Origin of the sequence: Candidatus Frankia alpina, assembly GCF_902806485.1 — a bacterium.
Classification (GTDB): Bacteria; Actinomycetota; Actinomycetes; order Frankiales; family Frankiaceae; genus Frankia; species Frankia alpina.
Map to the genome: position 1 here is coordinate 1 of NZ_CADCWT010000157.1, position 11,957 is coordinate 11,957.

Consider the following 11,957-nt stretch of genomic DNA (forward strand, 5'->3'; position numbering starts at 1 on the left):
GGCCCGACGCACCAGTCAGCGCGACCGGCCAGGCCGACGCGGATTCCCGGCCGCTGCCGCCCCTGCCACCGTCGCTCACGGGGCCGACCAAGCTGCCGGAACCCCCGGACCCGCCGGACCCCCGGGACCCGCCGAACCCCATCGGTGGGGACACCTCCAGCGGCCCGGACCAGGGCATGTGGTTCCAGACGCGAGGTGGGACGGACGCCGCCGGGACGGACGACACCGGGACCAACATCGGCGGCCACTCCACCAGGCGAGACGGCAACTCCTGATCGCTCCTACGCACGGCCGGAGATACGCATGAACACGAGAACCCGTGACCTCGACTGGCTGCTGGAGAACCTGCTGGAGCGGACGCCGGGGACCCGGCATGCCCTGGTGCTCTCCAAGCCGCAGTTCCGGGCTCAGCGTGGATCAGGCGGACCAGCTCGCCGCCATCGCCTCCGGTATCCAGAGCCTCTTGCATGGTGCGTCGATGGAGTTCGGCGACGGCAGCGGCGGGGTGCGGCAGTCCATGACCGAGTTCCACGGGGGGCTGCTGTTCATCATCGAGGCCGGCCAGGGCTCGCACCTCGCCGTCGTGGCGACCGACGACGCCGACGCCGGCGTCATCGGGCACAACATGAACGAGCTGGTCGAGCAGATCGGCGACTATCTCAGCGCCCCACCACGCGCGGCCGCACCCGGATTCACGGCCTCGTGATCCGGGAGGCCATCGATGGGGAGAACCCCGACCGGCTCTACACCGTCACCGGCGGGCGCAGCCGTGCCGACGAGAACGTCTTCGACCTCGTCACACTGATCGTCAGCGAGAGCGATCCGACGTCGGGCATGCAGTCCGAGCACGCCGCGATCCTGCGGATGTGCCGGTCGCCGGTCGCCGTCGTGGAGGTCGCCGCCGAGCTGAAGCTGCCGGTGAGCGTGGTGAAGATCCTGCTCTGCGATCTGCTCGACACCGGCCGGATCGCGGCGCGCCATCCCTCGGCCTCCGTCGGCAGAACGCCGTTGCCCCATCCCGAAATCCTGAAGCAGGTGCTCGTTGGACTCAAGAATCTCTGAGGTCGCCGACCAGGCCCCGCCGCGCTCCCGCACCCCGTTGGCGAGCACGGTCAACGACGCATTGAAGATCGTGATCGTCGGCGGGTTCGGCGTCGGCAAGACGACGATGGTCCGCGCGGTGAGCGAGATCCGCCCGCTGAGCACCGAGGAGACGATGACCGGCGCCGGCATCGGCATCGACGACATCGGCGGCGTGCGGGAGAAGTCCACGACCACCGTGGCGTTTGACTTCGGCCGGATCAGCCTCAACGAGCAGATGGTGCTCTACCTGTTCGGCGCCCCCGGGCAGCAGCGGTTCTGGTTCCTGTGGGATCGGCTGTTCGCGGGAACGCTCGGTGCGGTCGTGCTCGTCGACACCCGTCGGGTGGCGGACTCCTGGTACGCGATCGACCGGCTGGAGCACCACGGGATGCCGTTCATCGTCGCGCGCAACAACTTCGACGAACCGGAGCACACGCTGCCGCAGCTACGCGAGGCGCTGTCGCTGTCCGACGACGTGCCGCTCGTCGACTGCGACGCCCGGCACCGCGCGTCGAGCAAGTCGGTGCTGATCGCGCTGGTCAACCACCTGTACGCCCTGTCCACCGCCCAGGAGACCTCGCCGTGACACATCCCCACCACGACCGTGTCGACGGCTGGGAGCCGGCCGCGACGGAGCTCGCGGCACCGGCGCCGGCCTTCCCCGACCATCCGGGGGCGTTCCGGCTGTACGGCCCGCGTTTCCAGCACAACCCGGCGCAGTTATACCGGGAGATGCGCCACGTCCACGGCCCGGTCGCGCCGATCCTGCTCGACGGCGACATCCCCGCCTGGCTGGTCCTCGGCTACCGCGAGCTGCACTACGTGACGAGCAATCCGGAGCTGTTCGGACGCGACCCGCGGCGCTGGAACGCCTGGGACCGCATCCCGCCGGACTGGCCGCTGCTCCCCGTCGTCGGCTACCAGCCATACACGATGCACCTGGAGGGCGCCGAATTCGAGCGCCGCTCGACGATCATGAATGACGTGCTCAGCGACGTGGACCTGTTCGAGCTGCGGGCGCTGTGCGAACGGACCTGCGACGAGCTGGTCGACGGTTTCGCCGGGCGAGGCGAGGCGGACCTCATCGCCGAGTACGCCCAGTCGATACCGATGCTGCTGATCGGCCGCATGATCGGCGTGCCCGAGACCGGCCTGCCCGAGCTGCTCTCGGCGATGAACGCGGCCACGGACGGCTCCGGCCCGGAGGCGATCGCCGGCCACTCCCGCTTCGTCGCCATCATCAACGCGCTGCTCGCCGACCGGCGGGCGCACCCGCGGCCGGACATCCCCTCCGCGCTGCTCGGCCATCCCGGGAAACTGACCGACGAGGAGGCGTCGTGGGACCTGTTGCTGATCGTCGGGATCGGCCAGCAGCCGATCACCGACTGGATCGGCAACACACTACGGCTGATGCTCACCGACAGCCGCTTCGCCGTCACCCTTTCCGGGGGCCGGCGCAGCGTCGGGCAGGCGCTCAACGAGGTGCTGTGGGAGGACACTCCGCTGCAGAACATGTCCGGCCGCTGGGCGATCCGCAGCACCCAGCTCGCCGGCCAGCACATCCAGACCGGCGACATGCTCGTTCTGAGCTGCGCGGCGGCGAACGGCGACCCGCAGGTGCGGCCGGACTCCTTCGAGGGCCCCGGCGGTAACCACGCCCACATGTCGTTCGGCCACGGCGAGCACCGCTGCCCGTATCCCGCTCAGGAGATCGCCGAGACGATCGTGCGGGCCGCCGTCGAGGTGCTGCTCGATCGGCTACCCGATACCGACCTCGCGGTCTCCCCCGACGCGCTGGTCTGGCGTCCGTCACCGTGGCTGCGCGGTCTGTCCGCACTGCCGGTGCACTTCTCGCCGTCCTGACCTGCCGAGCCGTGCTCAGATCTCGCCGGAGCGGGGCGCCAGCGCCCAGGCGAGGGCGAGGTCGGCAACCTCCTCCCAGCCCGGCACGCTGGCCGTCAGGTGCGGGCGGCCAGGGAACTCGTGGTAGGCCGTGATCGCGCCCGACTTGCGCTGGCGGGTGAACGCCTCCCGGCTCACCGACGCCGGGACGGTGTGGTCGGCGTCGTTGCCGAGAATCAGCAGCGGCGCCCGGTCGGCCTTCCCGAAATCGACCTTGCTCGGCGCCTTGGGATTGACGTTCGCGAATGCGGCCTGCCACAGCGGCCGGCCCGGGGTGGGCACCTGCAAGCGCGCGTACAGCTCGTCCGACTCGCCCCGGCTGACAGTGTTCGCAAACGCGTAGAACCACTGGTCCGCGGTCAGCCCCACCACCCGATGGCGGGTCGCCGGCTTCGTCAGCACCGGCGCCGACGAGCGCAGGGTGGCGATCGGTAGCCGCAGCACGCCCTTCACCGGCGCCGGCGAGATCGCCACCCCGGCCGCGCCAAGGCCACGGTCGAGCAGCAGCTGGACGATCAGGCCGCCGAACGAGTGCCCGACGAGGACCGGCGCCTCCGGCAGAGCCGCGACGATCTTCGCATAGCTGTCCGTCACCTCGACCACGCCGACCCGGTTGTCGGCGGTCGGCTCCGCCCGCAGGGCGTCGAGGTCACGATCCATCCCCGGCCACTCCGGGGCGAGACCGGTATGTCCCAGCGCGGCGAACCGGTCGATCCACGGCTGCCAGCTCGCCGACGTCAGCCACAACCCGTGGATGAAGACGATCGTGCGCCCCGCACTCGCGGCGCTCTGGTCGGACGGGGCAGCCGGGCTGACGTCACTCACGTGGACTCCTCGACACCTGCGGCTGGCCGTCCCCGGCCCGGCGCGTGATTGCTTGCCACGCAGGGAAACTCGAGGTGCGGCCGTAGATCGCCATCATCGATGGACGTAGCCGATCGGCGCACTGTGACCCTCGTCATACCGGAATGCACCTAGGTCCGCACCACGACCGGTGAGAGGCTTCGAGGACCACGCCCACCCAGGTACGATCGCCCCGCGGGGCCGTTAGCTCAATTGGCAGAGCAGCCGGCTTTTAACCGGCGAGTTCAGGGTTCGAGTCCCTGACGGCCCACCAATGTAGGCATTGCGCGAACCGCTCCCTTCGGGGACGTTGTGGCTGGTAGGACGGCTGCGGCGCCCCTGCGGGGGGCGGTTGGCGTTGATGGTCGGGTTGACTTGGGTCGGTCTGTGTCTCCAGTCTCTACGTTGGCGGCGTCCCTGGAAGCATCGGGCCCAGGAATTTTGAAGATCGGTATGAGCCGGTCCGGCCCGGTGATCTTCACTTCGGCGATGAGGGCTTCGATGAGGGCCTTGCGTCGGAGGTCGTCGCCGGTTTCGATGATCGTCTCGATGTGCTTGACGATCGTGTGGAGGGTGGAGCGGGCCGGCATGGCCGGTTCGTCGTCGAGTTCTTCGGTGAGTTCGGCCTGCCTCTGGCGGAGCTGCTTCTGCTTGGTGCGCAGGGCGTCGAGCCAGGTGGCGAGGATCTCTTCGTCGAGGGTACCGCGCTCGAAGGCGCCCAGGTAGCGATCGATGGCCTGGTCGGTCTGGGTGAGTTCGGTTTCGATGGTGGTGAGTTCGTCGGTGCGGTCGGAGCGGGCGTCGCGGTGGTGGCGCTGGGCTTTGGTGACGGCGTCGGCGATGAGCTGCCGGTTGTCGCGGTAGAAGCTGGCGAGCGCGGTGAGTACGGCGTAGTCGACGGCGTCGGCGTCGAGGCGGGGCGCGTCGCACTCATGGCGGTTGTAGCGGTTGCGGGTGTGGCAGGTGTAGTAGCGGTAGGTGTGGTTGCGGCCGGTGGCGCGGGTGCCGATGAGGGCTGTGCCGCATTGGGGGCAGCGCATGCGGCCGGTCAGGTAGTAGTCGGAGGGGTTGGATGCCCGGCGTGAGGTTTCCTCGCTGCGTTCAGTGAGGATCTTCTGGGCGACGTCGAACGTCTCTTCCTCGATGATCGGGTGGTGGGTGTTTTCGACGGTGATCTCGCGGAAGGTCAGCTCGCCAAGGTAGATCCGGTTGTCGAGCATGCGCAGGATCTTGTGGCCGGACCAGGGGCCGCCGACGGTGGTGCGCAGGCCGCGGTTGTTCAGGACGTTGGCGATGCTCTTCGTGCCGAGGCGGTCGCGGACGTACCGGTCGAAGATCAGCCGGACGATCGCGGCTTCGGTCTCGTCGATGATGAGTTTCTTGGCGGTCTTGTCGACCTGGTAGCCGAAGGGGCGCCGGCCGCCTTTCCATAGGCCCTTCGCGGCCTTGCGTTCCATCCCGGCGATGACCCGGTCGATGATCGTGTCGCGCTCGAACTGGGCGAACATCGCCAGCATCTGGAGCAGCATGCGGCCGATGGGGGTGGCGGTGTCGAACGGCTCGGTGGCCGAGCGGAACACGACCCCGGCCTGGTCGAGTTCTTCGAGGAGGTGGACGGTGTCGCGCAGGCTGCGGGAGAGCCGGTCGACGCGGTAGACGAGCAGGACGTCGATGAGCCCGTTGCGGGCGGCGGACAGGGCCCGCTGGAGGTCCTTGCGTTCGATGGTGGCGCCGGAGGCGTCGTCGGCGAACCGCAGGGCCACGACCCAGTTGGGCTGGGAGTCGACGTAGGAACGCAGCCGTTCTTCCTGTGCCTCGATGGTGTAGGGCTGGTTCTCGTCGTCGGTGGAGCGGCGCAGGTAGATCCCGACCCGGACGATCTCGGGCAGCGCGGCGACGGCCTGCCGGGTTCTTTTCGTGGTGGTGCGGCGCGCGGTCGAGCGCGGCATGGCGGCTGTTCCTTTCCTTCCCCCTTGACGCTTTTCTGCTGCGACGGGCGGGCTATTCGTGGCGTCGGCGGCGCCGGATTCCCCGGCGGCGGGCTGGCCGCGCCGAAAACCGGCCGCCGGTGTCGCCGGCCGGGTCGCAGATCTGGACATTCGTGGCACGTGTCGCGAGGAAGGCCAGGGCCTTCTCCTGCTGTGCCGCTATGGATTGGCATCCGTTTCCGGTGCCGTGCCGGACGTAGATGACGACCGGCACGGCACCGGAAACGGTGTTCATCGCCACCTTGTCGGCGGACTGTCGGGTGGGAAATGGGCGCGGCATACCGATGCTCCTTTCTCGGATGGGTTGACAGCGGCCCGCCGGAAGGGAGGGTCGGTGTGGGTGTCAGGCTGCCTTTTTCGGAGCTGAATTCGGCGCTCCGTTCCTTTCCCACTGTAGGACGAGTTCCGCCAGAGCGGCCACCGCAGAGTCGTATTCTTCGGCGGTCATTTCGACGGTCTCGATCCGTTCGACTCCGACCTGGCGGGCCACGTCTCGCCGTCCGGTGGAAAGCGGCTCGGAATCGTCCGCGGCGGGCGTGCGGCTCATTCCGTTCCCGTTTCGGGGTTACGGGGGTCGGTGGGAAACTCCCAGGGCGGCAGGTGCGGGCTGAGGATCGCGGTCCCGGGGGTGGCGAGGAGCTGGGCGTGGAAGAACGTCCGGCCGTCGATGATCGGCTGGTGGGCGTGCGGGCAGACGACCCAGTGTTCGGGTGGGACGGGCTGGCCGCCCCGGGTGCGGCCCCAGACGGTGGCGCCGGTGTAGACGGGGTTGGCCAGCACGCGGCTGACGGCGGTCGAGGTCCACGGCCGCGGGCGTCCGGTCGCCGGGTCGACCAGGGTGAAGAACAGGTTCCCGAGACCGTGCAGGCGGGTGGCGATGGACAGAGGGCTGAGCCGGTCATCGACCCGCCACCGGTAGATCGTCGCGACGACGGTCGCGGGTCCGGGGTCGAGGACGAGGCGGACGCGGCGGCGGGGCTGGCCGTCGGCGTCGGGGACGGGGACGGTGACCCGGTGAGGCAGGTAGCCGAACGGCACCGGGCCGAGGTGGAAACCGGCGCGGACGAGGTCGATCTGGGCGGCGCGGGCGCGTTCGGTGGTCCAGACGTGGTGGGCGGCGAGCAGCCGCGCCTGCCGGGTGGCGCGGGGGTGGGTGAGCCGCCACCACCAGCCGGGCCGGCGCTGCGGCGCGGGCGGGGCGGGTGGCAGCGCGGGGATGGGCAGCAGGTCAGACATGCGGGGCTCCAACCAGAAGGCAGGGCCGGCCGCGGCGGTGCGGTGCGCGCACGGGCCCGGCCGGCACGGAGTGCTAGGCGGCGGGGCGGTGCGAGGCGTCGAGGGCGGCGGGCGGCGCCGGTGGGCGCGGCGGGTCCGGCAGGCGCGGTCGCCGGGCTGGTCGGCTGTCGGCACGGAAGACGAGCACGTCCTGGTGGACCGGGTAGGCGCGTGCCCGCCCGTGCGGATGATGGGTGCCGAGTGCCCGGGTGTAGGGGACGGCGGTGAGCGCGACGGCACGCTGCACCGGCCGCCACCCGACGTCCCGGCCGGCGGCGGCGACCTGGCTGGCCAGGTCCACCCCGCCGACGATCTGGTAGGTGGCGATGACGACGAGGTGGCCGCCGGGCCGGGGCAGGTCCCGGTAGGCAGCCAGCCGTTCGCGCAGCCGGTCCCCGGCCGGACCGGTCGTCTCGGCAGGGTCGGCCGGTCCGATCGCGGTCAGGACCAGGTCGACCGGTCCGAGTCCGATCCAGGATTCGCCGTCGGGCAGCGCGTCGATGATCATCCCGTCGCCGCGGGCGCCGCGGGCCTTTGCCAGGGTGAGCGCGGCGCGGGCGGTCTCCCACCGGTCCGGGTCGGTGGTGATGCCGATGCCGTGGCGGCGGGCGTGGACGGCTTCGGCCACGACCGTTCCCCGTCCGCAGTCCGGGTCGCACACTGTGTCCCCGGGCCGGCTGTAGGCCGCGATCGCGTGGGCGGCGACCTCCGCTGACACCGCCACGCCGCCGTGCGGCGCAACGGCCGGCGGTCGCCGGGTCTGGTGGGTGGCAGCACTGTGCCGGCCGGTGGGCCAGACCGTCGCCCACCGCGCGTCGCAGCGCCACGTCTCGCCTTCGACGGTCATCGGGCTGCGCCCCCCGTCGGCGGCACCGGTGCGAGCGGGGCGAACAGCAACACATCGGAGTGCACCGTGCGGGCCACCGTCGTACGTGGCAGCGGGGTGGGTGGCTGGTCGAGTTCGTCGAGGGGGACTTCCAGCAGGACGAACCGGTCGAGCAGCGTGAGCCCGTGGCGGCCGGCGGCGGCGGTCAGGTCGCCGGTGGGGTCGATCAGCCGGCCGGCGATGCTGTCGCTGCGGGTGATCACGACCAGCAGGCCGGCGGGGGCGACCAGACGGGCCCACGGGACACCGTGGAACCAGCCGGTCCGCGTCGGTTCCACGACCGTGACGACCAACGGGCGGCGGTCGCCGTTCGGCCTGGGGCTGGGGCTGGGGGTGTCAGGTCCGGGTCCGGACCCGGACGGTGCGGGGTGGATCTGGACGGTGCGGCCGAGTCGAGCGACGGCTCGGCCGGTGTCGGCGAGCCGGTCCGCCAGCGTCTCGCGGCGGCCTTCGGCGGGCACGTCCGGGGAGGGCGGGGTCAGGAGCAGGACCGGGTCGCCGGGCCGGGTGTGGGTCACGACGAGCTGTTCCACGGCGGCTGCAAGCCAGCCGGCCGACGGCCGGCCGGGGCTGTCCGGCGGGCACGGCCAGACGGTCGCCGGCCGGCCCGCGGGGACGACAGCACGGCCGTCACGGTCAGGGTCGGATACGGGCATCGAGAGGTGTTCCTTTCACGGCGGGGTGTTTTCGCGGCCGTAAAAGGAGACCGTCTGCTGGGCATGTCTCGGACACCAGCCCGGCGATTTCTTCCAAGATTTTTCTCGCTGAGCAGCGCCTAGTCCGACCGGACTATTGATCGCTGGCAGATCGCTTGGCGGCACCCGGACGGTCCACCCGAAACTTTTTTCAAGATTTTTCTCGCTGGCGTCGTTGTCGGCCGGTCGTGATGCCAGCAGGGATGCCCAGCGATCTTCCCTGGATGTCACAGCATCGCAGCTCACGGCCCTGCTGTGCAGGTTCTGGGCGCCGCTGGCGTCGGGTCGACTCCGGGGCTTGCGGGAATGCCGACACTAGATCGCTGGGATTCTGCTGGGCGCCAGCAATCTTTTCTGTGCATTCACTGGGAGATCAGTCTGGCTTTTCGCTGGGAACGGTGTGGCGTCCTTGTTGCTGTCCACATTTCCGTGACAGCGAAGGACGGCAGTAATGCCCGACGGAATGTCTTCACTTCCTCCGCGACCGGCCGGCCGGGGCGCGTCCGCGTTGCCGCTGGCGACATTGCGGGACTGCTTTGGCCTGCTGGTCGCGGGCCCCGCGCCGCTGGCGCTGGACGGCTCGCTGGTGCCAGGTCTGCCGGAGCGGCTGGTGGCGTTGGACGAGCTGCGCGACCGGCTGCTGGCCGGTTCCTGCCCGCAGGCCGTCCGTGACGCCGCCTGGGCGGTGGTGATCCGCCGTTCCCGTCGCTACGGAGGCGCGTGGACGGTCGGCGCCGCCGGGATGGCGCTACCCGCCCTGCGCGCCGTCTGCGCCCGGCTCGGTGGGCACAGCGACCTCGACCCGGCCGACGTGCAGGCCGAGGTGCTCACCGGGTTCCTCGAAGCGGCGGCCACCGTCCGCCTGGACCTGCCGCGGATCGCGGTGCGGCTGCGCTGGGCCGCCTACCGGTCCGGGCTCGCGCTGACCGTCCAGCAGCGGGAGACCCCTCATCCCGACCCGGACCTGTTCCAGACCGTCGCCGCGGCCGAAGCACCGCAGTCCGGTCCGGGCCAGGCCGGTCCCGAACAGGTCCTGGCCAGCGCGGTCGCCGCCGGAGTCCTGACCGACACCGAAGCCGATCTGATCGCCGCGACCCGCCTGGACGACATGCCGATCAGCGCCTGGGCCGCCCGCCACACGACGGCACCCCGCCAGGCATCCCGAAGCAACGCCTCGTCGACCACCTCACCGGCCCGGCCGGTGCCAGCTGGGCCCCGCGCTCGCCTGCCGGCAAGACCCCGCGCCGGCCACATCCACCGGCCGGCGCGCCGGCGCTGACGGTCGCGGGGATGCCGGCATGAACCCGACCCAACCGCGGCCCGAGGCCCGCCCCGCCCGTTCCCGCGCGGACGGCCGGCGTGCCGTGGCACGCCGAGCGGTCCTGCTCACCGTGCTCGTGCTCGTGCTCGTGCTCGCGCTCGTGCTGGCGGGCAGCGTGGCGGCCTTCGCCGCGCCGGCGCCGGATCTGAACGCCGTCCTGAACAACGTCCGCAACTGGATCATGATGATCCTCGCGCTGCTGGCGACGGTCTTCCTGTCGATCGGCGGAGTGCGCTACCTGATCTCCAACGGCGATCCCGGCGAGGTCGGCAAAGCCAAGGACAGCTTCCGCAACGCGGGCTGGGGGTACGGGCTGGCCGCGCTCGCCCCGGTCGTCGTCGCGATCCTCAAGCAGATCGTCGGGGGGCTAGCCCATGACCGCCGCCGTCCCGGCACGCCGCGCGCCGGCGCCTCTCTCCCTCGCCCACGCGGCCCGGAGGCCGGCCCGCCCGTGGCGCCACCGCCGGGGCTGCGGGCTGCGGCTGGTCGGGACGGCGGCGCTCGCCGTGGTGCTGCTCGTTGCTTGCCCCGCCCTGGCCTTCGCTGACGCTACCCCCGCTCCCACGCCGGCCCCGACGCCGAGCGCCACCGGGCCGACACCGAACCCGCAACCCGGCCCGTCCCCGGTACCCCCGGGCCAGGGATCTTCACCCACGCCCACCCCGTCGTCCGGCGGGAGCACGCCGTCGACCTCGAACCCGCCCGGCGGCGGGACCGCTGACGACTCCGGCACCGGAACCGGCACCTCGTCCCCACCCTGCGCTGACGACGACGCCGACTGCCTTCCCCAGCCCACCGCACCGCCACCCCCGACCCCACACACCACCCCGACCGCGCCCGATACCGGTGGCGACGGAGGCGGCGGCGGCGGCGGCGGCGGCGGCGGCGGAATTGTCGGCTGGATCACCAGCGGTATCACCAGCGCGATCAACAGTTTTTTCGGGGCTTGGTGACCGCCGCCCTCAACCCTTTGTTGGACCTGCTGGGCCGCACGCTGTTGACCACACCGAAACCGTCGGAGCTGCCGGCCATCGGCGAGCTGTGGACAACCTCGTGGGGCATCACCGTCGCCTCCTACAGCATCCTCATCATGATCGGCGGAATCACGATCATGATGTTCCAGTCGGTCCAGGCCCGGACGTCCATCAAGGAGATCACCCCGCGCATTCCCCTCGGGTTCCTGGCCGCGACCCTGTCCCAGTTCCTGGCCGGTAAGGCGATCGAAATCGCGAATCCGCTGCCCGCCGCGATCCTCGGGCAAGGACTCGACCCGGACACGGCCGCCAAACAGTTGCGGAACATCATTCTCGGCGCGATCGCGCCACCGATCGAGCCCACCGGCGCCACAGGTGTCGTCAACCGAAGCATCTTCGTCATCTTTCTGGGACTGTTTCTCGCTGGCTTGATCGTCGCCTTGCTGCGCACCTACATCGCTCGGATCACGATCACCGTGGCGTTGATCGGAATCGCGCCGCTGGCCCTGTCGGGGCATGCCCTACCGCAGACCGAGAAGATCGCGTACTGGTGGTGGAAGGCATTCTTTGCCTGCATCAGTATCCAGATCGCCCGGTCGTTCGTTTTGATCGCCAGCTTCAAGGTGTTCTTCGCCCCCGGTGGTTTCACCGTGTTCGGCCCGAAACCGGACGGGCTGGTGAACCTGCTGGCAGCCATCACCCTGATCTATTTCCTGTTCAAGATCCCGTTCTGGATGATGCCTAAGATCGGCCAGGGCGGCAGCAGCGTTCTGGGCCGGATCGTGCGCGCCTACGTCACCGGACGCGCGCTGGGTCTGCTGAGCGGCCGACGGTTCGGCCGCGGCCCGCAGCGCACCCCCACCGCCCGCCGCCGGCAGACGCCCCCTCCCCGGCGACAGGCACAGAGCCCGATCACGCGCCGGCCGCTACGGCAGCCTCCGCGCGGCCGGACCACCCCCCAGTTCCTCCAACCGATACCGGCGGTACCTA

General features: G+C 70.7%; 12 protein-coding genes, 1 tRNA gene and 3 pseudogenes. 9 read left to right on the forward strand and 7 right to left on the reverse strand.

Features of this window, described 5'->3' with window-relative positions; genetic code table 11:
- The 5 genes and pseudogenes from G6R25_RS16145 to G6R25_RS16165 all read left to right on the forward strand — a co-directional run.
- Positions 1-275, forward strand: a pseudogene (locus tag G6R25_RS16145) (ATP-binding protein); the annotation flags it as partial.
- 28 nt (positions 276-303) lie between these two features.
- Positions 304-706: pseudogene (locus G6R25_RS16150) on the forward strand (roadblock/LC7 domain-containing protein).
- Entirely contained in the window at positions 703-1,062 is a 360-nt protein-coding gene (locus tag G6R25_RS16155) for a DUF742 domain-containing protein (protein ID WP_163553655.1), read from the forward strand. Before G6R25_RS16150 ends, G6R25_RS16155 begins: the two are co-directional and overlap by 4 nt.
- Entirely contained in the window at positions 1,043-1,669 is a 627-nt protein-coding gene (locus tag G6R25_RS16160) for a GTP-binding protein (RefSeq protein WP_205447155.1), read from the forward strand. The genes G6R25_RS16155 and G6R25_RS16160 overlap by 20 nt, the downstream gene beginning before the upstream one ends.
- Positions 1,666-2,946, forward strand: coding sequence for a cytochrome P450 (locus G6R25_RS16165; RefSeq protein WP_205447156.1), 1,281 nt, complete (start codon positions 1,666-1,668; stop codon positions 2,944-2,946). Before G6R25_RS16160 ends, G6R25_RS16165 begins: the two co-directional genes overlap by 4 nt.
- A gap of 15 nt (positions 2,947-2,961) precedes the next feature.
- On the opposite strand, the gene G6R25_RS16170 is transcribed toward G6R25_RS16165, so the two are convergent.
- A complete protein-coding gene (locus tag G6R25_RS16170) occupies positions 2,962-3,810 on the reverse strand; it encodes an alpha/beta hydrolase (protein ID WP_163553656.1) in 849 nt (282 codons plus the stop codon).
- A gap of 216 nt (positions 3,811-4,026) precedes the next feature.
- On the opposite strand from G6R25_RS16170, the gene G6R25_RS16175 reads away from it, so the two are divergent.
- Positions 4,027-4,102 (forward strand) — tRNA-Lys (locus G6R25_RS16175).
- Here G6R25_RS16175 and G6R25_RS16180 read toward each other — a convergent pair.
- From G6R25_RS16180 to G6R25_RS16205, 6 genes are all read right to left on the reverse strand, one after another.
- Positions 4,074-5,777 (reverse strand): recombinase family protein, encoded by a 1,704-nt coding sequence (locus G6R25_RS16180; RefSeq protein WP_163553659.1) that lies wholly within the window; start codon positions 5,775-5,777, stop codon positions 4,074-4,076. The genes G6R25_RS16175 and G6R25_RS16180 overlap by 29 nt on opposite strands.
- A gap of 52 nt (positions 5,778-5,829) precedes the next feature.
- Complete coding sequence (locus G6R25_RS16185) at positions 5,830-6,096, reverse strand: hypothetical protein (protein WP_163553661.1); 267 nt, start codon at positions 6,094-6,096, stop codon at positions 5,830-5,832.
- 63 nt (positions 6,097-6,159) lie between these two features.
- Positions 6,160-6,363 (reverse strand): hypothetical protein, encoded by a 204-nt coding sequence (locus tag G6R25_RS16190; protein WP_163553663.1) that lies wholly within the window; start codon positions 6,361-6,363, stop codon positions 6,160-6,162.
- Complete coding sequence (locus G6R25_RS16195) at positions 6,360-7,052, reverse strand: recombinase family protein (RefSeq protein WP_163553665.1); 693 nt, start codon at positions 7,050-7,052, stop codon at positions 6,360-6,362. Before G6R25_RS16195 ends, G6R25_RS16190 begins: the two co-directional genes overlap by 4 nt.
- 73 nt (positions 7,053-7,125) lie before the next feature.
- Positions 7,126-7,938: a TRM11 family methyltransferase gene (locus G6R25_RS16200; RefSeq protein ID WP_163553667.1), complete on the reverse strand. Its 813-nt coding sequence runs from the start codon at positions 7,936-7,938 to the stop codon at positions 7,126-7,128.
- Positions 7,935-8,633 carry a hypothetical protein gene (locus G6R25_RS16205; RefSeq protein ID WP_163553669.1) on the reverse strand — a complete coding sequence of 233 codons (699 nt, stop codon included), beginning with the start codon at positions 8,631-8,633 and terminating at the stop codon, positions 7,935-7,937. Before G6R25_RS16205 ends, G6R25_RS16200 begins: the two co-directional genes overlap by 4 nt.
- A gap of 490 nt (positions 8,634-9,123) precedes the next feature.
- Here G6R25_RS16205 and G6R25_RS16210 point away from each other — a divergent pair, with 490 nt between their 5' ends.
- From G6R25_RS16210 to G6R25_RS27505, 3 genes and pseudogenes are all read left to right on the forward strand, one after another.
- On the forward strand, positions 9,124-9,951 hold the full coding sequence (locus G6R25_RS16210) for a hypothetical protein (protein ID WP_235948709.1): 828 nt from the start codon (positions 9,124-9,126) through the stop codon (positions 9,949-9,951).
- Positions 9,952-9,970: 19 nt separating this feature from the next.
- Positions 9,971-10,540 carry a pilin gene (locus G6R25_RS16215; protein ID WP_235948712.1) on the forward strand — a complete coding sequence of 190 codons (570 nt, stop codon included), beginning with the start codon at positions 9,971-9,973 and terminating at the stop codon, positions 10,538-10,540.
- A gap of 402 nt (positions 10,541-10,942) precedes the next feature.
- A pseudogene (locus G6R25_RS27505) lies at positions 10,943-11,957 on the forward strand (hypothetical protein); the annotation flags it as partial.

Coding starts and splice junctions, on each gene's coding strand:
- G6R25_RS16185 (WP_163553661.1), bottom strand. CDS start 6,096: ATGCCGCGCCCATTTCCCACCCGACAGTCCGCCGACAAGGTGGCGATG.
- G6R25_RS16200 (WP_163553667.1), bottom strand. CDS start 7,938: ATGACCGTCGAAGGCGAGACGTGGCGCTGCGACGCGCGGTGGGCGACG.
- G6R25_RS16180 (WP_163553659.1), bottom strand. CDS start 5,777: ATGCCGCGCTCGACCGCGCGCCGCACCACCACGAAAAGAACCCGGCAG.
- G6R25_RS16215 (WP_235948712.1), top strand. CDS start 9,971: ATGAACCCGACCCAACCGCGGCCCGAGGCCCGCCCCGCCCGTTCCCGC.
- G6R25_RS16190 (WP_163553663.1), bottom strand. CDS start 6,363: ATGAGCCGCACGCCCGCCGCGGACGATTCCGAGCCGCTTTCCACCGGA.
- G6R25_RS16205 (WP_163553669.1), bottom strand. CDS start 8,633: ATGCCCGTATCCGACCCTGACCGTGACGGCCGTGCTGTCGTCCCCGCG.
- G6R25_RS16195 (WP_163553665.1), bottom strand. CDS start 7,052: ATGTCTGACCTGCTGCCCATCCCCGCGCTGCCACCCGCCCCGCCCGCG.
- G6R25_RS16210 (WP_235948709.1), top strand. CDS start 9,124: ATGCCCGACGGAATGTCTTCACTTCCTCCGCGACCGGCCGGCCGGGGC.